This is a genomic window from Fangia hongkongensis FSC776 = DSM 21703 (assembly GCF_000379445.1).
Lineage (GTDB): Bacteria > Pseudomonadota > Gammaproteobacteria > Francisellales > Francisellaceae > Fangia > Fangia hongkongensis.
This window is the reverse complement of the sequence record NZ_KB902271.1, coordinates 159,810-181,296: the sequence shown is the minus strand read 5'-3', so window position 1 is coordinate 181,296 and position 21,487 is coordinate 159,810. Positions and strand designations below refer to the sequence as shown.

18 protein-coding genes and 2 rRNA genes are annotated in these 21,487 nt (G+C 37.8%); 11 read left to right on the top strand and 9 right to left on the bottom strand.

Features of this window, described 5'->3' with window-relative positions; translation table 11 throughout:
• The 3 genes from A37Q_RS0111440 to metH form a co-directional block, all read left to right on the top strand.
• Nucleotides 1–111 (top strand): 23S ribosomal RNA (locus A37Q_RS0111440); the annotation flags it as partial.
• Nucleotides 112–150: 39 nt separating this feature from the next.
• Nucleotides 151–265: ribosomal RNA gene (rrf, locus tag A37Q_RS0111435) — 5S ribosomal RNA — on the top strand.
• Between the two features lie 339 nt (nucleotides 266–604).
• Nucleotides 605–4,246 carry a methionine synthase gene (metH, locus tag A37Q_RS0111430; RefSeq protein ID WP_026196675.1) on the top strand — a complete coding sequence of 1,214 codons (3,642 nt, stop codon included), beginning with the start codon at nucleotides 605–607 and terminating at the stop codon, nucleotides 4,244–4,246.
• A gap of 19 nt (nucleotides 4,247–4,265) precedes the next feature.
• On the opposite strand, the gene A37Q_RS0111425 is transcribed toward metH, so the two are convergent.
• Nucleotides 4,266–5,156: an NAD(+) kinase gene (locus tag A37Q_RS0111425; protein ID WP_018300412.1), complete on the bottom strand. Its 891-nt coding sequence runs from the start codon at nucleotides 5,154–5,156 to the stop codon at nucleotides 4,266–4,268.
• Between the two features lie 251 nt (nucleotides 5,157–5,407).
• Between A37Q_RS0111425 and A37Q_RS15370 the strand changes: the two genes are divergently transcribed.
• From A37Q_RS15370 to waaF, 4 genes are all read left to right on the top strand, one after another.
• A complete protein-coding gene (locus A37Q_RS15370; RefSeq protein WP_018300411.1) occupies nucleotides 5,408–6,931 on the top strand; it encodes an APC family permease in 1,524 nt (507 codons plus the stop codon).
• An 82-nt stretch (nucleotides 6,932–7,013) separates the two neighbouring features.
• Nucleotides 7,014–8,267: an MFS transporter gene (locus A37Q_RS0111415; protein WP_018300410.1), complete on the top strand. Its 1,254-nt coding sequence runs from the start codon at nucleotides 7,014–7,016 to the stop codon at nucleotides 8,265–8,267.
• A 362-nt stretch (nucleotides 8,268–8,629) separates the two neighbouring features.
• Nucleotides 8,630–8,797, top strand: coding sequence for a zinc-finger domain-containing protein (locus A37Q_RS16150; protein ID WP_083907059.1), 168 nt, complete (start codon nucleotides 8,630–8,632; stop codon nucleotides 8,795–8,797).
• Between the two features lie 9 nt (nucleotides 8,798–8,806).
• Complete coding sequence (gene waaF / locus A37Q_RS0111405) at nucleotides 8,807–9,835, top strand: lipopolysaccharide heptosyltransferase II (RefSeq protein ID WP_018300408.1); 1,029 nt, start codon at nucleotides 8,807–8,809, stop codon at nucleotides 9,833–9,835.
• Here the strand turns inward: waaF and A37Q_RS0111400 are convergent.
• Together A37Q_RS0111400 and epmB are read right to left on the bottom strand one after the other, a co-directional pair.
• Nucleotides 9,792–10,358, bottom strand: coding sequence for a chorismate mutase family protein (locus A37Q_RS0111400; protein WP_018300407.1), 567 nt, complete (start codon nucleotides 10,356–10,358; stop codon nucleotides 9,792–9,794). The two genes, waaF and A37Q_RS0111400, sit on opposite strands and share 44 nt — an antisense overlap.
• A gap of 14 nt (nucleotides 10,359–10,372) precedes the next feature.
• Nucleotides 10,373–11,383 carry an EF-P beta-lysylation protein EpmB gene (epmB, locus tag A37Q_RS0111395; protein ID WP_035405281.1) on the bottom strand — a complete coding sequence of 337 codons (1,011 nt, stop codon included), beginning with the start codon at nucleotides 11,381–11,383 and terminating at the stop codon, nucleotides 10,373–10,375.
• A gap of 55 nt (nucleotides 11,384–11,438) precedes the next feature.
• On the opposite strand from epmB, the gene efp reads away from it, so the two are divergent.
• Nucleotides 11,439–12,008, top strand: coding sequence for an elongation factor P (gene efp, locus A37Q_RS0111390; RefSeq protein WP_018300405.1), 570 nt, complete (start codon nucleotides 11,439–11,441; stop codon nucleotides 12,006–12,008).
• Nucleotides 12,009–12,013: 5 nt separating this feature from the next.
• Nucleotides 12,014–12,556, top strand: a complete 543-nt coding sequence (gene orn, locus A37Q_RS0111385) for an oligoribonuclease (protein ID WP_018300404.1) — start codon at nucleotides 12,014–12,016, stop codon at nucleotides 12,554–12,556.
• 7 nt (nucleotides 12,557–12,563) lie between these two features.
• Here orn and A37Q_RS0111380 read toward each other — a convergent pair whose 3' ends face one another.
• The 6 genes from A37Q_RS0111380 to A37Q_RS0111355 all read right to left on the bottom strand — a co-directional run bounded on the left by A37Q_RS0111380 (nucleotide 12,564) and on the right by A37Q_RS0111355 (nucleotide 18,389).
• Entirely contained in the window at nucleotides 12,564–13,622 is a 1,059-nt protein-coding gene (locus A37Q_RS0111380) for a glycosyltransferase family 4 protein (RefSeq protein ID WP_018300403.1), read from the bottom strand.
• Between the two features lie 58 nt (nucleotides 13,623–13,680).
• On the bottom strand, nucleotides 13,681–14,991 hold the full coding sequence (locus tag A37Q_RS0111375; RefSeq protein ID WP_018300402.1) for an O-antigen ligase family protein: 1,311 nt from the start codon (nucleotides 14,989–14,991) through the stop codon (nucleotides 13,681–13,683).
• A 1-nt stretch (nucleotide 14,992) separates the two neighbouring features.
• Nucleotides 14,993–15,712, bottom strand: coding sequence for a glycosyltransferase family 25 protein (locus tag A37Q_RS15365; protein WP_018300401.1), 720 nt, complete (start codon nucleotides 15,710–15,712; stop codon nucleotides 14,993–14,995).
• A gap of 124 nt (nucleotides 15,713–15,836) precedes the next feature.
• Nucleotides 15,837–16,670, bottom strand: coding sequence for a glycosyltransferase family 2 protein (locus A37Q_RS15360; RefSeq protein ID WP_018300400.1), 834 nt, complete (start codon nucleotides 16,668–16,670; stop codon nucleotides 15,837–15,839).
• Nucleotides 16,657–17,415: a glycosyltransferase family 2 protein gene (locus A37Q_RS0111360; protein ID WP_018300399.1), complete on the bottom strand. Its 759-nt coding sequence runs from the start codon at nucleotides 17,413–17,415 to the stop codon at nucleotides 16,657–16,659. Before A37Q_RS0111360 ends, A37Q_RS15360 begins: the two co-directional genes overlap by 14 nt.
• A 35-nt stretch (nucleotides 17,416–17,450) precedes the next feature.
• Entirely contained in the window at nucleotides 17,451–18,389 is a 939-nt protein-coding gene (locus A37Q_RS0111355; RefSeq protein ID WP_169710306.1) for a glycosyltransferase family 9 protein, read from the bottom strand.
• Between the two features lie 277 nt (nucleotides 18,390–18,666).
• Here A37Q_RS0111355 and A37Q_RS0111350 point away from each other — a divergent pair, with 277 nt between their 5' ends.
• The gene (locus A37Q_RS0111350; protein ID WP_051074492.1) at nucleotides 18,667–19,878 is read left to right on the top strand and encodes an AmpG family muropeptide MFS transporter; all 1,212 of its coding nucleotides are present in this window, start codon (nucleotides 18,667–18,669) and stop codon (nucleotides 19,876–19,878) included.
• A 61-nt stretch (nucleotides 19,879–19,939) separates the two neighbouring features.
• The gene (gene nhaD / locus A37Q_RS0111345) at nucleotides 19,940–21,355 is read left to right on the top strand and encodes a sodium:proton antiporter NhaD (protein ID WP_018300396.1); all 1,416 of its coding nucleotides are present in this window, start codon (nucleotides 19,940–19,942) and stop codon (nucleotides 21,353–21,355) included.
• The last annotated feature ends 132 nt before the right edge of the window (nucleotides 21,356–21,487 follow it).

Here is a 21,487-nt window from a genome sequence, read left to right as displayed (position 1 = left end):
AATTAAATTCCCCTAAAGGGTTGTTGAAGACTACGACGTTGATAGGCTGGATGTGTAAGTGCAGTAATGTATGAAGCTAACCAGTACTAATTGCCCGAGAGACTTGGTTATTACTCTATGATAGATTGTTAAAGCTTTATGCTNAAAAGTTTTGGCGGTAATAGTGCTGAGGCACCACCTAATTCCATTTCGAACTTAGAAGTGAAACTCAGTTACGCCGATGATAGTGTGGCATTCGCCATGTGAAAGTAGGTCACCGCCAAGTTATTCCAAGCCAGCAGGCTTCCATTATTTATTCAATAGCAAAAAACAGCAATACACCAGAATCAACAAAGATTCTCCATGTGTGCAAACGCTATATTCAATCACAAAATAACGACACAATAAGCACATCATAAATATCACACAACAAAATATTAATTATACGTTAATAGCACCAAATCATATTTGGGTGCCACACTTATTTGGGTGTGTCGTGTCTTAAAGAAATATTTTAATTTAATACGCGCAGTGGATACAAATTTGGGCTTTTGCAAAATAGCAGTTTATCAATTGTTAAAATAATGCTAGCTTACTATTTTGACTCGTAAAAACGTGTATATTGATGCATAAGATTGAGAAGTTATTACAAGAGAGAATTCTACTACTAGATGGTGCAATGGGCACTATGATTCAGCAATACGATTTTAGTGAACAGGATTATCGTGGTGATCAGTTTGCACAGGCTCAAATTGATCAAAAAGGGAACAATGATCTTCTCAATCTTACTCAACCAGATTGTATTCAAAAAATTCATGAAGCATACTTAGCAGCCGGTAGTGATATTATTGAGACAAATACATTTAATAGCACCTCTATTTCTATGGCAGATTATGGGATGGAGAAAGAGGTGTATTTGATTGCTAAGAGAGGCGCCGAAATTGCAAAGTGTGCCGCAGATAAATACTCTACTAAAGAAAAACCACGTTTTGTAGCAGGTGTCTTAGGTCCAACTAATCGCACCTTGTCAATCTCTCCTGATGTGACTGATCCTGGGTTTAGAAATATTGAATTTGATGAACTTGTAGAGGCTTATTATGAGAACTTAGATGGTCTTATTGCAGGAGGAGTTGATCTGATATTAGTTGAGACTATCTTTGATACTTTAAATGCAAAGGCCGCCATATTTGCGATTAAATCGTATTTTGATGATAAAAATATGGTATTACCAGTAATGCTTTCTGGCACGATAACGGATCAAAGTGGACGGACGCTCTCAGGGCAAACAGTGGATGCCTTTTATTATTCAATTATGCATGCAAGAGCTTTAAGTGTTGGGTTAAATTGTGCGCTTGGTGCGGATGATCTCTACCCTCATATGCTTGAGCTCTCAAAAGTATCTCGATCATTTACCAGCATGCACCCGAATGCTGGCTTGCCTAATGCTTTTGGCGGTTATGATGAAACACCAGAGATTATGGCAAACAAACTAAAGCCTTTTGTTGATAATAAACTGGTCAATATTATAGGTGGCTGTTGTGGAACGACACCATCTCATATCGCTAAAATGGATGAGTTGATTATAGGAGTTAAGCCAAGATCGCTCCCTGTGATAGAGCCAACCCTGTCGCTCTCAGGACTTGAGAGTATGGTGCTTAGAGAAGAGACGAACTTTGTTAATGTTGGTGAGAGAACGAATGTTTCAGGCTCCGCGAAATTCGCACGTCTTATCCGTGAGAAGGACTATGAAAGTGCACTTGAAATTGCACAGATGCAAGTGGAGAATGGCGCGCAAATTATTGATATTAACATGGATGATGGCATGCTTGATGCTGAAGCTGCGATGGAGCGTTTTTTAAAACTGATTGCCGCGGAGCCTGATATCTCTCGTGTGCCAATAATGATTGATTCTTCCAAATGGACGGTGATTGAAACAGGCTTAAAGCAAATTCAAGGCAAGGGGGTTATCAATTCCATCTCACTTAAAGAAGGTGAAAATGAGTTTATTGAGCATGCAAAATTAGCGCTCAAATATGGTGCTTCTGTTGTGGTAATGGCATTTGATGAGAAGGGTCAAGCGGATACATTAAATGGACGTGTTAAAATATGTAAGCGTGCGTATGATATTCTTGTAAATAGGCTTGATTTTCCTGCTGAAGATATCATTTTTGATCCGAACATTTTTGCTGTCGCTACAGGAATTGAGGCGCATCACAGTTATGGGATTGATTTTATTAAAGCAGCAAGTGAAATCAAAAAACTGTGCCCTTATGCTCGTATTTCAGGCGGTGTGTCGAATATTTCCTTTTCTTTTCGTGGCAATAATCACGTTCGTGAGGCGATTCATTCTGTATTTTTATATCATGCAATTAAAGCAGGCATGGACATGGGGATTGTCAATGCGGGTCAAATGACTATTTATGAAGATATTGAGCCAAAGCTTAAAGGACTGATTGAGGCAATTATTCTAAATACTGACCCTCTAGCTGGTGAGAAGCTAGTGGAATATGCCGAGTCAATTTCATCTGATGTGAAAAGCAAAAAACAAGATTTATCTTGGCGCGAGAAGCCAATAGAAGATCGTTTAAGCTACTCTCTGGTAAAGGGAGTTAATCATTATATTGTTGAGGACACAGAAGAAGCACGGTCAAAACTTAAAAGCCCGCTTGCAGTTATTGAAGGCCCGCTAATGGCTGGCATGGATATTGTGGGAGATTTGTTCGGTAGTGGTAAAATGTTCTTGCCACAGGTGGTGAAATCAGCACGTGTGATGAAGCAGGCAGTGGCCTATCTTGAGCCATTTTTAAAACAAGAGAAATCAGCTGCCACAACCTCAAAGGGGAAAATTGTTTTAGCAACAGTTAAAGGCGATGTTCATGATATTGGCAAGAATATTGTTGGGGTCGTGCTTCAGTGTAATAATTATGATGTGATTGATTTAGGCGTTATGACACCTTGCCAAAAGATTATTGATACAGCAGTTAAAGAAAAGGCAGATTTAATTGGGCTAAGTGGCCTGATTACCCCCTCATTGGATGAAATGATTAGCGTTGCATCTGAAATGATGCGCCAAAATGTTCATTTACCATTATTAATTGGTGGAGCAACTACGTCAAAAATCCATACAGCAGTGAAGATAAAACCAGCGCATAACTCGCCAACTGTGCATGTTTTAGATGCCTCTCGCGCTGTTTCAACGATGGCAAATTTACTTAGTGCAAAAACAAAAGCTAACTACTGCCAGAAAATTGAGGATGAATATAAGTTATTGGTGGAGAACTATCATAAAACAAGAACATCGAGAGTTATTTTTGACTATCAAAAATGTAATGCGCAATCATTAGAGTTAGCATTTGATGACACAAGCATTTACCGCCCGAAATATTTAGGGAGGCAGGTGCTTGAAAACTACCCATTAACAAAGCTGGTTGATCGAATTGACTGGAGCCCTTTTTTTCATGCATGGGAGCTAAAAGGCAGTTACCCTAAAATACTCAATGATCCTATTAAAGGCGAAGAAGCGAAAAAGCTATTTGCAGATGCCAAGGCAATGTTAGCTAAAATTATTCATGAAAAGTGGCTAAAAGCAAACGGCGTATTTGGACTTTATCGGGCGAATAGTGTTGGTAATGATATTGAAGTGTATGATGATAATGGCAAGGTGATCAGTAAATTTTACACGCTTCGACAGCAAACAGGTAATAAGGATAAAGCATTTCGTGCACTAAGTGACTATATTGCACCAAAGACACTACAAGTGACTGATTATATTGGCGCCTTTGCTGTGACAACCGGTATTGAGATGAACGCCAAGCTTAAAGCGTTTGAAGAAAATCATGATCAATATAATGCGATTATGTTCAAAGTGCTAGCAGATAGGCTAGCAGAAGCCTTTGCAGAGCACTTGCATGAGAGAATTCGCAAAGAGTTCTGGGGCTATGCTAATGATGAGCACTTTGATAATGCAGATTTAATTCGTGGTAAATATCAGGGCATTAGACCTGCATTTGGCTATCCAGCATGCCCTGATCATACCGAGAAAAAAGCACTGTTTGCGCTTTTAGATGTCAACTCACTTGGTTTTGAGCTGACCGAATCAATGGCGGTATCGCCAGCGGCATCTGTCAGTGGATTGTACTTTGCACATAAAGAATCAAAATACTTTGGTGTAGGGAAAATCTCCAAAGATCAGCTAGAGGATTATGCAAAGCGAAAAGAGATAGAAATTTCAGAGGCTGAAAAATGGCTCAGGCCAAATTTACTTTGATTGATAGATGGTTAAAAGGTTATGGGAATAACATTTTTCCCCAATGAAGCTTGGAGCGAAGGGAATGGAAGTAATCATAACTTTCAGGATGTAGTATCGTAACAGACTTTTTACACTTTTTAAGTTGTACCCGATCACCGGCTTGAAGATAGGTTTTTGTATGTCCATCGAAACTAAGAGCAGGCTCTGGGTTATTATACTCGGCAATAGTAATAACAATTGTACTTTTAGCGTTGAGAATAAGCGGGCGACTATTCAGTGAGTGTGAGTACATGGGAACCAGTACGATCGCATCAATGCTTGGATGCATAATGGGACCACCGGCTGATAGAGCGTGAGCTGTTGAGCCTGTTGGTGTTGAGATAATCATGCCATCTGCGCGTTGATCAAATGCATAACGACCATCAATATGAACACTCATTTGAAAAAGCCGGTTATGTTGTCCTGCGGCAATGACAATATCATTGAGTGCAACGGTAGTATGGTTATATTTACTAGTATCTTTTTTCTTAATTGAGGCCTCAAGCATAAAGCGTTTTTCTTTAACATAGTGGCCTTTTAAAATAGGAAATAAACGTGACTCAATCTCATCAGGTGTGATATCTGTTAAAAAGCCAAGTTTGCCTCGGTTAATACCAATAATGGGGATGCTTTTTAGTATAGAGAGGCTTCTACCTGCATTTAAAAAATTGCCATCCCCGCCAACAACGATGACAAGATCACAAATCTGGGCCAGTTCTTTGAGCGAATAGGATTTATCAACATGGCAATCAAGCGTTTGCGCGGTTTCATTTTCTAGATAGGCGTTTGTATGTTGACAGAGCAATTGAAATAATTGACATACGGTTTGTGCTACGGATGGATTTGTGTGCGTTCCAATAATAGCAATGTGCTGAAACTGTATTGTCACAATGTAAAGTCCTTATCGTTTAGCAATCTGAGCAAATTTTATTGTATACCACGGATCGATCATTTGACAGTGCTTCTTGTGAGGCGGGTGGTGATTTTTATCTGCTAGTGGCAGGAGGTTGTATACTAATCTGATGTTGATTGATCATTAATCTTCATGTTCGGGAAGTTACGCTAAAGTATAGTTAAAGCTAAGAAAAAGAGATAAAATCGCTTACACTTTTATGAACGGATAAATATAACTATAATAATATGAGTCAACAGAAAATTAAACTGGCATCGGCAAGCTTCATTGGTATATCTTCAATTGTAGGCAGTGGCTGGCTATTTGCCCCTTATGTTGCAGCACATATTTCAGGACCTGCTGCAATTCTTTCTTGGACGATTGGAACACTTATTATCTACCTTTTAGCCATGTGTTATGCTGAGATTGCAACGCTGCACCCTATACGAGGCTTATCAGCAGTAATTACAACCTTATCGCATAATCAATATTTTGGTTTTCCTTTTGCGATTGCAAACTGGTTAGGAATCGTTGCTGTTATTGCTTTGGAGGCTGATGCGACTGTCCAGTATTTGGTGAATATTGTCCCGAGTTGGCATCATTTGTTTTTTGATGCCACTGAAAGCATGACGTTAATAGGGAGTTTGCTCGCACTTGTATTTGTTATTTTTTATACCTTAGTCAATTTTTGGGGGATTAAGCTTTTAGCAAAGGCCAATAATCTCATCACTGTGATTAAACTTGCCGTGCCTGTGATTACGGTAATTATTCTTTTATGTGCGGCATTCCATCCGCATAATTTCACATCTGCCGGTGGCAGTTTTATGCCTTATGGCTTTACCTCGGTCATTGTAACGATTTTAACGGCAGGTATTATTGTTTCATTTAATGGATTTCAGACTATTTTATCTTTCTCCAGTGAGATTCATAACCCAACAAGAACAATTCCTTGGGCGCTAACTATTGCAATTTTTGTGAGTTTTATCCTGTATATTGTATTACAAGTTGCCTTTATTGGTGCGCTTCCGCCATCATTTTTAGCCCATGGCTGGGATAGCTTTAATATGAGTGCGCCTATTGTCCAACTAGTGGGTATTTTAGGGCTCAATTTTTTTATTGTTGTGTTATATATCGGTGCGGTTGCTGCACCAATGGGCACCGCGCTTGCATTTACTGGGTCAGCATCAAGAATGTTTACAGCAATGGCGCGCAAAAAACAGATGCCACAATTTTTTGATAATGTTCATCCAATCTATGGTTTATCAAGACGTTCACTTATTTTCAATGCCTTATTGGCAGTGGTTTTCTTATTTAGTTTTAATAGTTGGTCTGATCTCGCGCAAGTGCTTGGCTTATTTCATATCCTTTCTTATAAAACCGTGCCACTGGCGCTGACAGTTTTTCGAAAAGATGTTAAGCGAGAAGAGTATAAGTTTAGAATGCCATTTGGAGTGATTATTTCATTTATCCTTTTTACAATTTTCAATATTTTAATTTCACTTGGCAGCTATAAAATTGTGTTTGAAATTACTGTGATTGTGCTTATTTTCCAGTTGGTTTTTATTATAACTTCAGTGATAAATAAGGTTGATAGCTTAATGCAGGCGCTTAGAAAGTGTATTTTCCTTATTATCTATCTTGCAACCTTACCGATGATAAGCTACATTTCACCACTTAATGCAGCACTTCTGTCAACAGTATGGTATTTTGTGGTAATAGGTGTTTATTCCCTTGTGATCTTTATTATTCTCACCAGTAGACGAGCGCATTAAAATAAAAGGGCAAAAAGCACCACGCTATGATACAATCGTCAGCTGAATTAAAGATGAAAGATTATTTAAGGAACTTGATCCTATGCGACAGGTATCTTCACAATCAGTGCCCTATCAGTTTTTTATTCAGGCATATTTACTGATATTTTCAACTGAATTTCTCTATGCGCTGATTAATCCAAGCTATGTGCAGCTATTTTTTGACCCACATTCTCCATTTGCCATAGGTGCACAAGCGCATCATACACAAAGTGTTATGTATGGTGTATTTATGATGGCATCACAAATTGCAGGCTTATGTGCAAATTTAATCTGGGGGTGGGCCTCAGACAAAATAGGTCGTAAACCAGTTGCCAGTATCTCGGTTGTTTCAGTTTTTATTACAGCAAGTTTTGCTCTTTGGGCGGCTAAAAGTGAGCTATTATTACTTTTTATTATTGGTTATATCATCGGACATTTGCTCTATGGAATGTTCCCAGTTGTGATTGCTAGCGTTTCAAGTGCCGCCTATCATCATAAAAAGAAGCTTCTTTGGGTTGGGCTTTTACAGTTTTTCACGGGGGCTGCATTTGTTTTAGGGCCATATATCGGTGGCGTTATTATGAGTAGCACTGGCAATTTTATTGCCCCTTATTATATTCTTTTATACGCATCGATCCCGCTGATAGCGATAATTTTTTATTTCTATCGCCCGAATAAATATTATACCCAACCAAAAACAGAAAAAATAAAAGGCGGCTCGATTACACTTTTAAAGCAAAAAAGAATCGTTATTTTGGTTATTTTATTGCTATTAGATCAAATTGCATGGGGCGTGTTTTTTCAATTTGTGCAGCCAATTGCCAAGCTAAGTTTTGGCTTTAATGTGAGTGAAATAGGCTTATTGGTAAGTTTTATTGGGCTTTCTTTAATGTGTTCAGCCTTGATATTCTTGCCAATATTGCAGAAATTTCTAAGTCATCATATGCTTTACATACTTGCCATATTAGCGATGCTAATAAGCACACTTGGCATTTCAGCACTTTCTTTTGTAGGAAATGAAAGCCTATCAATATTTGTCTATTTATTTAGCTTTCTTATGGCATTTGGTGATATGGTCATGTTTTCGCTATTGGTGGTAAGCTTCTCTGGTGCCGTCCCTGCGAATCGCCAAGGACTGATCTCAGGTGTGCTATATACACTTGCTAAAGGATTTGGCTGGGGGACAGCCGCACTTTTTGGGGGAATATTAATGGCGCTTGGTGCTGAAGCCGTTATGCTTAGTGCTTCTGGCATATTGCTTATTTGTTTAATAGTATATTTACTGTGTGCAAAAAGTATAACGGCAGCGTCCTAACGAATAGATTTTTTTGCTTGAGCACGTTTTCTTGCTTCATCTTGTCTTCTTACTTCTGACATATAATAGTAGCCTACATGTATCATCATACACCTCACTAATTTTATTTGTTTCCACAGAACGCATTCGCTTCCTTCAGCAACAACTATAAAAGTTTCTAATGAAAAAAGCTGTTTCAAGTATGTATTTCTATGTAACACTTCTGTTACGCGCTTACTTTTCCAAGAATAATGGGCTTGAGATCTGTTTATTTCCTAATGGGTCATGTCTTTTAATGCTGAAGTCAGGTTGTGTAAGTATTGCTTAATGCACTTAACATATTGTGATAGACTACGCACAAATAGTCGCTGGAATAATTGATAATGCAAAAGAATATTTTAACGGTGGAAGTAGAGGAAAATCATCGTATATGCTGTCCTTTACCAGAGCATGCTTCTTGGAATCAGCATCCTAGGGTATATATTGATCTGAGAGACCAAGATGAGGGTGTGTGCCCATATTGCAGCACGAAGTTTGTGGTTAAGAAATAATAGATTTTGATGAATAAATATCTCATTATAGCGCCTTCTTGGGTGGGTGATATGGTGATGTCGCAATCACTTTATCGCTATTTGAAAATATGCTATCCAGATTGCTCAATTGATATTGCAGCACCAAAGCATTGTGCTGAGCTTGCAAAATTTATGCCAGAGGTAAATCAAGCGCATATCCTTGAGTTTAAGCACGGCGAATTTGGTTTTTTTGCAAGGCGAAAAATGGCTAAATCTTTCAAAGGAAAAGGCTATACTCATGCTATTATCTTACCAAACTCATGGAAATCTGCACTAATTCCTTTTTTCTCTTCGATCAAACGGCGCACAGGTTGGCATGGGGAAGAGCGTTTTATTTTACTCAATGATCGAAGACGACTGAACAAAAAGCAATATCCATTGATGATCGAGCGTTTTTGCGCACTGGCAATAGAAAAAAAAGCGCCATTACCTAATGTGCTGCCGTATCCAAAATTTGGGCTCAAATCTGATAAAGCCCGTTTGATTTTTGATAGATATCAGCTGGATAGTAGTCAGAGAATAATTGCGCTTTGCCCTGGAGCGGAGTTTGGACCTGCTAAAAAGTGGCCAACTCGATATTACTCAGAGCTCGCACAGTATTTTATTAAAAATGACTATCAAGTGTTATTGTTAGGCAGCCCAAAAGATACTGATAGCACAAAAGAAATTGCGGCATCTTCTAAAGGGAAAAATATTTATGATTTAGCAGGGAAGACGAGCCTTGAAGATGCGGTATATTTACTCTCAGCTTGTGAACATGTTGTGAGTAATGACTCAGGGTTGATGCATATTGCCTGTGCTGTTGATGTGCCTGTGACGGTGATATATGGCTCTACCTCAGATAAGTTTACGCCACCTTTAAGCAAAAAAGCGCAGAGTCTTTTTGTTGAAGATTTACCCTGTCGACCTTGCTTTAAACGCACCTGTCCTCTTGGGCACATGAAATGTATGAATGATTTAACGCCTAATAAAGTTATTCAGCATTTTGAGCGACAACAACAAGCGCGTGAATCATAATCTGGTTATAATCAGGCTTTTTAGGAATCCCTTGAATAGCTTTAAGCGAATGGGAGAAAAGGCCTGAAAGTTCTGTTATTGGGCAAGATTTAAGCTCAGGAATAGCCGCTTTAATCGCTGGATACAATTTGCTGTCGATTGAGTGAATTTCTTGTCGAATTTGATCCAGTGGAACTGCCTTTTGGTTAAAAGATTGAGGATTTTCATGCCATTTATCTAGCCAGTACTGCTCAATTTGTTTTGAGAAGTCCATTTGTATTTGCGCGAAGGTTAAAAGCGGATACAGTGGAAGCTTTTGAGAGGCGGCAATTTTTTCGATGTTATTCAGCACTTTAAGCTCTTGCGCTGCGGCGTAAGGCGCTTTATTTTGCGTATATTTATCCGCGGCAACGCTTTGCATTAAATTTGCACGTGATGAAATTAGGTTGAAAACAGTTTGAACATTTGTATTATCGCAATTCATTCCATAGGCTCCAGATGTAATGACAGCTGCCAACATTAAAGATTTTTTTATTATATGCATTCTTATTCTCTCTTTTAAATTAACCAGGTTTTAGCAGGCTCATGGGCAAGCTCCCTTGTCAGTTTAGGGACAAGATAACCTGAGGTTTCAGCTTTCAGTTTGTTATGTAGCGCAATTGCTTCATTATCAGTGATGGCAAAATGTGCGCTGCCTGTTACTTGATCTAATACATGTAGATAATACGGGATAATGCCATGCATAAACAAGCTTTCTGAAAGTTTTTTTAAAATAGCTACAGAATCATTCACCCCTTTAAGCAAAGTAGACTGGTTTAATAGCGTAAAGCCGGCAGCTTTTAATGCGCTGATAGCAGTGATAACATCATTGGCTATTTCATTTGGATGATTCATATGAAGGACCAGTATTTTTTGCAAATGCGTTCTAGAGAGCGTTTTGATTAGCTCTTTAGTTATTCTCTCTGGTAGTACGATAGGAATGCGAGAGTGAATGCGAAATCTTTTTAAATGTGCAATTTTTGAGAGGTTTTCTACAAAATAAGCCAGATATGAATCGTTATGCATCAGCGGATCTCCACCGCTTAAGATCACCTCATCAATTTCAGGATGTGCATTAATATAGCTAAAAACATCTTGCCAATTATCTTTTGATTGCTGATGGGTTTTGTAATCAAACTCACGTCGAAAACAGTAACGACAATGCACCGCACAAGCTGGATGAGTAATTAAAAGAACACGATTTTTATATTTATGCAATAAACCTGGATAAGGGGAGAATGAAGCTTCATCAAGTGGGTCGCTACTAAATCTTGAAGGAGAGCTGTGTTCTAGCTGAAGTGGCAGGACTTGCGCTAGAAGTGGATCTTTGAGGTTGGATTTTTCCATGCGCTTAGCAAAGCTTAAAGGAATACGCATAGCAAAGTGTTTTCTGTTTGATATATTAACTGCATTAAGGGGAATTTCTAGATAAGCAGCCAAATCCTGCCAGTTTGAAAAGGCATTTTGCAGGGACTTTTTCCAGTCAACTGAATCGATTTTCTGTTGAGTGGGGGCTTTTTCGTGTATCATATTCTGGTTTAGCATTTATATCAAAATTTACGTTAATATACTAAAGAGGTTTAAGATGGCAAGTTTTAGTACAAATGAATTTAAAGGTGGTCTAAAAGTTTTGATTGATGGAAACCCGATGGCCATTGTTGAGAATGAATTTGTCAAGCCTGGAAAAGGGCAAGCATTTAACAGGGTTAAGCTTAAAAATTTAAAAAATGGGCGCGTGATTGAGAAAACCTTTAAATCAGGTGAAAGTGTTGAGGCTGCCGATGTTGTTGAAACAACTGCAAGCTACTCTTACTTTGATGGTGAATTTTATGTTTTTATGCATGATGAAACATTTGAGCAATATAGCGTGAGTGAGGTTGCGCTTGGTGATGCTAAAAAATGGCTAAAAGAGCAAGATCAGTGTACAGTTGTACTTTTTAATGGTGAGGCAATTAGCGTGACGCCGCCGAATTTTGTGCAACTGACGATTACTGAGACAGATCCAGGTCTTAAAGGGGATACTGCTGGAACAGGAGGAAAGCCTGCAACGCTTGAAACAGGTGCAGTTGTTCGCGTGCCTTTGTTTATTCAACAAGGAGAGCTGATTAAGGTGGATACGCGCACAGGAGAGTATGTCTCACGCGCAAAGGACTAGCAATTATGAGCAAAATAAAACATTTAATCTGGCTAGATTTGGAGATGACAGGGCTTGATATTTATAACTGTCATATTATCGAAATTGCCGCCATTATTACCGATAGTGAGCTTAATGTTGTTGCCGAGTCTGATGCGATTGCAATTTACCAGCCAGAAGAGGTTTTGGCAAAAATGGACACATGGTGCACTAAGACACATGGCGAGTCAGGTTTAACAGCGCGAGTGAGAGCGAGTCATATTTCACTAGAAGAAGCAGAAAAAATGATTCTCAATTTCATTAAGCCTCATGTCAATAAACATGCCTCTCCACTTTGTGGCAATTCTGTTTGGCAAGATAGAAAATTTTTGGCTAAATATATGCCAGAGCTGGAAGATTACTTCCACTATAGGCTTTTAGATGTGAGCTCATTTAAAATAGCCGCCTCAATGTGGAAACCAGAGCTTGTCGAGGCATTTCAAAAGGAAAATACCCACTTGGCACTGGATGATATTAAAGAGTCAATTGATGAGATGAAATACTATCGCCAGAAGCTTTTAAACCTATAGCTAAGTATTAATGTGAGCTCTGTGGATTTAAGTCTAAGAGCTTTTCTATTTCACTGATATGCTCATCCCAAGTAAGTTTTGATTTTTGTGCAAAATCATGTTCAAGCTGCCATTTTTTATCTTTAGTGTGTAGTACTGCCTTGGTGATTGCTTCGGGAGAGTTATTCTCTAAGGTAATGCTGTTATTGTCATTAACTAAAACCCGAGCGCCTGTTTCTTTTGAGAGAATTACCGGTGTCCCAGTTGCCAGAGATTCGGCAACAACAAGACCAAAAGGCTCATAAATAGATGGAACTAGTGTTACATCAGTTGCAGCATAGTATTGCTCAATATTATCAACCACGCCAAAGTGTTTGGCATTTTGAGGTAAATCAAGTTTGCATGTTTTACCAAAAATTATTAAGAAAAAATCATCGCCAAGGGCTTTCATAGCTTTAACAGCATTAGGAACGCCTTTTCTCTTATCTTCTGTGCCTGCAATTAGCAGAATATATTTATTCTGAGGTAGCTTTAGTTGTTCTCTCAAAGCGCCTTTATCATGCGATTGAAAATGGAACTTATGAAGATTAATAGGCGGAAAAAGCATTTTAATCTTATCTTCTACACCAAGGTTGTAATCATTTATCTCTTTTTCCATTAAAGGTGAATGAGCAATAATATACTTGGCATTTAGATAGGATTTCTTCTCTAAAAATATCTCTATCCGGTCATAAAGGCCATTTTTATCTCCCATTTCATTGTTATGAGCCATATGCGTGCCACCAACAATCGACACTGTGGGATTGAAAATACGTGCGGTTGCAATATTAGGGATATGCTTATTTTTTGTTTTAAAGTAGATCTTAAGCGCAAAGGCAAGATATTTTAAAAAACGTGGGAAGAAACGCAGAATCTTTGATTGATGGATCGTAATATGTTTATTACCTTTATATACAGATTCATCATATTTTAAACAGTATACGTCAACCTTATATGTTGATGATAAGTATGAAGTAAGCTCAGTAATATAGCGTTCCATGCCACCACCTTCTTTAACCGAGGGAGTTATAATATTAATTTTTTTCATTGGGCTATTCCAGTAAGCTGTATGTGCATTGGCTAACTTTTTTCCATTCGCGGTATACTTAGAGTTTGTAGTTTTTGTGGGTTGCTTTTTGTATAATTTTCAGATCCTGAAAGGTGATCTTGGGTCTATATGAAGCAAAGAGAGCTGTAATAGAAACAAAAATAATGGAGGTTGGGTAGTCCATGAAGGTCGAGTTGAACAACATATTCACAGCCATACCTATTATACTTATAATAATTACATCTTGCCAGATGATTGGTAGTGTCGTTGCGTAACGCCAAAGTGTATATAGGAAAAATAAAAATAATAGAAGTCCTATTATGCCGTTTTCAAATAGAAATAAAATATACTGATTATGAGGGTTTGGAAAATTACTATATGCAAAGTTAGGATTTTTATCTGATAACTGATTAAAGTAGTGTTGTGTGACAGTTTTATAACTTCCAGACCCATGTCCAAATATTAAATCAACAGGGTTTTTCTTTAAAATATCATATGAGGTTTCATAGAAATACAGACGGTATCCAACGGAAGTAGTATTGCTTTTCCCCTCAGTATAATGAGCTACATTAGTGACTGCTATATCTACTCGCTGTTGAAATATTGGTGATAATAGGTATGCACCGCCAAATAGTACAATAATAAAAGATAAGATACCAAACATAGTCAAAACTTTTCGTGCTTGAAATAGCAAAAATAAAAGTACAAAAAACTCCATTACATAGCCAGTTCTAGAGCTGTTTAAAAAAATTTCGGAAACCATTGCTAATGCTCCTATCATAAAAAAGATATATCGCCATTTCTTGTCAATTATTTTTATTGAGGTAGTGGCTAGGAAGCTAAAAGCAAATATAAGTGTAAATAACGCATATTGTCCATGTCCTTGAGCCGCGGGCCAACTAGCCCCTCCAGTGAAAGATATCGCCCATGCTCTTGGGATAAAAAAATAGTTTACATAAATAGCAATCAGATTGAGAATAATGCCGAGAGCTAATGCTCCTAGCATCCATGAAAACCGTTTGATATTTCCATTTATAAAATATAACGCACACCAAATAATAAGCAGTTTGTTATACTTTAGTGCAATATTTAATGACTCTTCCCAGCTTCCTGCGCTATATAGAACGCCAATTAGTCCCCAAACAAAAATTAATATTGCTAAAATGGCTATAGGATGTTGTAGTAATCTAAACTTTTTACGCCAATTTCCTGATAAAACAAAACAGAAATATAAACAGCCAGTGCTGATAGTTGCTCCAGCTGTTCCAATGGATGTCCAAAAACCAAGCATGATACAGCTGAAAACACCTAGGTTTTCAATAGACTTACTCCAAAACTGTAGAGTAATTTTATTTCCTTTATTAGTCATTTTATTTTCTCTGCCTAAAAAACTTTTTAATTTGCCATTTGATCTTAACTACCCATAAAGGATATTTATTTTTCTGTATTATGGATGGAAACTTACCTGCCTGAGTTCCTTGCTCAACTATAGTAGGCTCAAACCACAAAAACTGGATGCTCATATTGTTATCCATAATATTTGTTTGCCAATCAGCTGGATGAGTGAATTTATATTTTTCGATATAGTTGCAACGCAGCTCAGCAGTTTCTTTGGTTATTAGATAGGCATCGGTTGCACGGCACCCATGGTTAGCATATAAATGTTGGTGTGGTCTGATTTTTGATTTAGCGGTATACTGGTTAGCAGCGTTACTGTATTGAATTGAGACCTTTCTAAGTGCTTTTCTCTCAAGCTCTTCTATTGAAAGCATAAACTTTTTTACAAAATCAGGGGCTAAAAATACATCGTCTTCAAAAACCAGACAGTATTGATAGTCTGAATGAAGAAATGCTTGCCATACAAGGTAATGTTTATAGCAACATGAAGCAACTGCCGTACTGGAAGTGGTAAATGCAGGAGAAAAAAATTGTGATAAAATATGATTGTCAATATCTTTAATATCCCCCTTTAGCATCCACTTAAAGGGTATATTATGTAAACGCATAGTTTGCTGGATATGACTTTTTCTACTTTGATATTTGGACTCATCAACGTGTAAAACATATACGAGTACATTGCTAGGGAACATCTAAGCATGCCATTCATAAAATTTAGATGATTTTACATGATGTGCTTTTTGTTGTCATTAAAAGAGTTACTAAAATTCATTTTAAGCCAAGGTTAAGATGTATGCATATACTATAATCAAAAGACTAAGCTATTAGGCTGGTTTTTGTGGGTAGGGTATATGCTTTTTTAAGTGTATCTTCCAAACGTTGGTAATTTTCTTTTTCCAGAGTTTTGGATGCTTCATGGTGCCATAAGTGTAAAATGGTGGTAGAAAAGTATCCGGATTTTCTCATAGTGCCGTGATTAATTAATCGTATCATAATATCGGAGTCTTCATATCCCCAGCCTTCAAAAGCTTCTTCAAACCCATAAACCTGTATTAGATCTTTTCGCCAAAAGGCCATATTGCAGCCCTTGCCTTTTTGCCAGTTTGTTTTTTTTGCATAGCGCCTAGGGTGGTTTGTTGATAAAGATAATAGGCTGTGGAATCGATTTATGTAGCCTTTGCAGCGATAAAGTGAAAAGCTAAAAAGAGATTTGTTTGATATATCGATACGATTTTTTAGGATATACGTTGAAAATCTCTGGCTTAATAAAACTCTATTGCCTGCAACATAATAGCCTTTTTCAGCAAGTGCTCGATGATTTTGAATAAATGATGGCCTCACAATACAGTCCCCATCTATGAATATAAGATAATCTCCTTTAGCGCTTTGAATACCCATATTTCGAGCACGTGATAAACGAAAACCTTTATCTTCTTGCCAAAGGTGTGTAATAGGGAAGTGAGCGACTTTGGAAAATTGATCAATGGTGTTTTTTGTCTCTATAGTGGAGCCATCATCAACGATAACCACTTCAAAGTTCTTATCTACCTGATGTTGAAAAGAAAGTAATACAAGATAGAGCGCCTCGGGCCAATTATAGGTAGATATAACAACAGAGATAAGACCGTTATATGAACTATTTTTTGTCATTTTGCTGTTTTTCCCATAGCTTTACATATTTAAAATAGGACCCATAGGCTGAGAGTTTAGCAATGAGATAACCATGTGATCCGTCCAAAAAGCCAGCTTTTATAAAAAAACCTCGAATAAATGTCCAGTTTTTATGGATGCTAGCTTTGAATAAGGTGGTTTTTTTCCCTTTAAGAAGGAGCCTATTTGCGGTAGCATCACTGTAGTTGTTAAGCTTACTTAAAGAGATTGAAATGGACTCTTGTGAATAGTGCTTCAGTATCCCAGACAACAAAGCATCTTTTTCATTGTAAATAAGCTTTTCATGGATCATATCATTGGAGTATCTGGCTGAATCTTTTTTAAATAGTCTAGGAATAATATCATTTCCCCAGTCGCCATGATGTATCCACTTGCCGCAAAACTGAGATAAACGCTTGAACTTATATACTGAGGCAGAATGTTCTTGCTGTATTTTTTTTTGTATATTATCTGTTAACTCAGAAGAGAGAACCTCATCTGCATCAAGGGCGAGTATCCATGAATTTGTTGCATAAGAAAGGGCAATGTTTTTTTGTGGGCCATAGCCTAACCATTGTTGCTTATATACCTTAACATTAGGGTATTGGGATGCGATATCAATTGTTCTATCGGTGCTGCCTGAGTCAACAATAATAATTTCATCCGCCCACTTTACTGAGTCTAAGCACCGGGCAATGTTCTTTTCTTCGTTTTTGGTAATAATTATGACAGTTAACTTATCCATAAACGTAGATGGTTGAAGCTTGTGTTTGTAGTGTATTATATCAACTTATTTTCAATAGCATAGCAAATGTCACTAATAACCTTATTTGGTGTTGGTTGTGACATATAAGTTTTACTGCTGGGTGTGCTATAAATTTTACAATAATTAGTGATAAGAGGTTTTGCGGGAATAATATTCTCTTCCCAAAAAAAGCTAAAAATAGGAAGGTTAACTGCTTCGGCAAGATGCATAGGCCCTGTATCATTGGTAATAATAAAACGGCATTGCTTAAGAATTTCAGCAAGCTCTAGAAGTGAATAGCGAGAGCCGAGCTTAATAACGTGCTTGCACCCTTTAGTAATACTATCGATTAACACTTCTTCTCTTGCATTGCCTGCAAAAATACAGTGGTACTCCCTGTCATCAAGCCATTTTATTAAATAGGCAAAATTCTGGGGGTCCCAACATTTAGATGGAAAACTCGCTCCCGGCTGGATAAAAACCATTTTGTTCACGGGAATGTTTTTAAGTGCTTTTGTCGCAACTTTTTGATCAGTTTGATTGGGAAAAACCTCAATACGATATTGTTTTTTAGGTGGTGGTAAGTTTAAAAAACGTTGTAAAAGTAAAATACGCATATCAATCTTATGCAAAGACTCAAACTCAGGAGAGTGAATGCCATCATTCAACATACGTTTACCTTTACACTCGGGGTAAATGCCAAAATATCGCCTAGGACTTCCTAAATAGCCATAATAAGCTTCAAGGCGCTTTGCAGTATGGAAGTTGAATGTTTCTGAAAATGGCGTGTTTATAATAGTAATGATATTTTTAAAATTTGTGGAAAGTTTGCCACTAATTAGTACTTGAGTAATAAATGGGTTTCTCTTGAAGACTTCAGAGCCAATCTTAGAGGTTAAAATGGTAATTTTTGTATCAGGTTTTGTATCTGCCAAATATCTAAGGGCTGGTGTTGCCCAAAGTGTGTCACCCATAGCTGTATTTGATAAAATTAAAATATGGGAAGCGCTCTGCTCTTCACGTTTTGCAAAAAGAGAAAGCATTTTGATTATGAGTTTTAGCGCGTTATTTTTGAAGTTTTTCAGCACGTGTTTGTATAAAGATTGCAAATAGTAAATCTATTGTACAACAAGATACCGCGTTTATGATACGATATTTTCAAAAGCATAAAGAGGGTGTAAAGTGGCGTTTTATAAATCACTAAAATCCGCAACGGTGGATAGCATTGTAGGTGTTTTTACAGGCAGAAAAATGCTGGTGATGTTCCTTTTGGGGTATTCCTCTGGTTTGCCACTAATGTTAACAGCATCCTCTTTAATGCTCTGGTATAGTGATGCTGGGATCAGTATCAAGGAGATTGGGCTATTATCACTTGTTGCGCTGCCGTACACGATTAAGTATTTATGGTCGCCTTTTGTTGATAGATTCTCTATTCAATGGATCGGTCGCAGAAAAAGTTGGATTTATGCAATGCAATTTTTGCTGATATTATCCCTCGTTGCATTGAGTATGCTATCGCCAGATAAAGCGCCATTAACCATGGCGGTCATTGCTTTTTTGATTTGTTTTTTTTCAGCAACACAGGATATTGCCATCAATGCTTATCAAACAGAAGTGCTGGATGAAGATGAAAGGGCGCTTGGCGCTGCTGTTGGTGTACTAGGCTACCGAGTGGGAATGCTCGTGACTGGGGCACTTTTGCTGATCTTTGTGCAATATTTTAATAATAATTGGCAGCATGGTATCTTGGCATTATTGCCTTTTTTTATTATTGGGGTTTTAGGCACCGTGCTTGCCAAAGAGGTAGAAGTGCCCAATCAGCCCAAAACTTTTCTACAGGCGGTAAGGCTGCCATTTTATGAGTTTTTCACAAGGCGCAATATTGCTATTGCAGTGGTTATTTTATTGATTATTATTTTTTATAAATTTGCCGATGCACTGGCTTTCTCGCTTAATACGGTTTTTTTCTCCTCACTTGGATTTGATAAGCTGACAATTGCGCTTTCATACAAAACCAATGCCCTTATTTTTAGCTTATTAGGGCTTGTTGTTGGAGGCATGTGTGCAAAAGGTTTTGGGCTTTTTCGCACCTTTATTGCCTTTGGCTTTATGATGGCCTCAGCCAATTTAATGTACGCGCTATTGGCCATTGTTGGCAAAAGCTATACGCTAATGGTGATCTCAGTGGCAGTTGAGTATTTTGTTGGTGCAATGGGTACAGCAGTGCTGGTGGCGATGATTATGAGTCTGGTTAATAAGCGCTTTTCAGCAACGCAGTTTGCGATCCTAAGCTCGATTGATTCTTTAGGAAGGGTGTTTGTTGGTCCTTTAGCCGGTTATGTTCAATATAGCTACGGCTGGGCAGAGCTTTTTGTCTTAAGTTTTGTGCTGGGGGTTATTATTACGCTCATCACTGTGCTGGCCAAAAAACCGATTATGTTAATGGCAAATCTTCACAAATAGGTCGCGATTGGCGAGGTGATTTGATATCCTTTTAATACCGAATTTTCCATGAAAAGTGTAGATGTATAAAAAATTATTGGCCACCTTTGGGCTTTTTTTACTGCCCTGTTTATCGCTGGCTGCTGAATCCCAGAATGTTTTTGTTGATAAGCTGACAAGTCCCTATGCCATTTTGGCAGTGGTGGTCTTTGTTTTTGCCTATGTCTTAGTGATGCTTGAGGATGTGATTCATTTAAGTAAATCAAAGCCAGTTATTTTGGCAGCAGGCATTATATGGGTATTAATTGCTGTTTTGGCTCAGCAAACAGGTCAAAGTACAGTTGTCTCTGAGAGCCTCAATCACGGACTACTAGAATATGCGGAGCTATTTTTATTTCTACTGGTTGCAATGACCTACATTAATGTGTTGGAAGAGCGCTATGTATTTGAAGCATTAAAAAGCTACCTTCTTCGCTTAGGGTTTGGCTTTAGAGGTGTGTATTGGTTAACGGGCATTTTGGCCTTTTTTATCTCGCCATTTGCTGATAATTTAACAACGGCGCTCATCTTAAGCGCAGTTGTCTTATCCATTGGGCGTGGTAATACAAAGTTTATTTCACTTAGCTGTATTAATATTGTTGTTGCGGCAAATGCAGGTGGTGCCTTTAGCCCATTTGGGGACATTACCACTTTGATGGTTTGGCAGGGAAAAGTGGTGCCTTTTGGGGATTTCTTTAGTTTGTTTATTCCAGCTCTTGTGAACTTTCTCATTCCTGCCATTGTGATGAGTTTTGCGTTGCCTAAAAATCACATGATGATAAATAAAGAAACAGAAAAAGTCTCAATGAAGCCCAAAGCACTCGTTGTCATTGGATTTTTTCTGGCAACGATTATTACCGCTGTTTGCTTTCAAAATTTCCTTGGGCTGCCTCCTGCGTTTGGAATGATGACAGGTCTTGGCTATTTGATGATGCTAAGCTATTACTTAAAGAGAAAAAATAACAAAGAAAACGCACAATCACATCGAGCTTATTTTGATATTTTTAGTAAAATACGTGATTTAGAGTGGGATACTTTATTGTTCTTCTTTGGTATTTTAATTTCTGTTCAAGGCTTGGCAACACTTGGTTATCTAGGTTATATTTCAAATGTGCTATATCATGATAGTAGCTCCATTTTCCCAGCGCTTTTTGATCATGTAACACAAGCTAATGCAATTATTGGCCTTTTGTCGGCCATCATTGATAATATCCCTGTAATGTATGCTGTGTTAAGTATGCACCCACCTTTAAGCGAAGGTCAGTGGCTTTTGGTTACGTTGACGGCAGGGGTTGGTGGAAGTCTGTTATCAATAGGGTCAGCAGCAGGGGTTGCAGTGATGGGAAAAGCACATGGTAAATATACTTTTCTTGGCCATTTGAAATGGAGTTGGGTGATTTTGCTTGGCTATTTTGCTAGTATTGCTGCTCACCTGATAATTAATCAGTCATTTTTTTAGTTTTGTGATAAGTGTTTATTATAATGGGTATTGATAGAGATTAAACTCATTTCATTGAGCAATGAGAAACTCTGTTGAACCTGAAATGGTTAGCCTTATAAATAAAAGCTGAAATAAGTTAAAAGAGTGAAT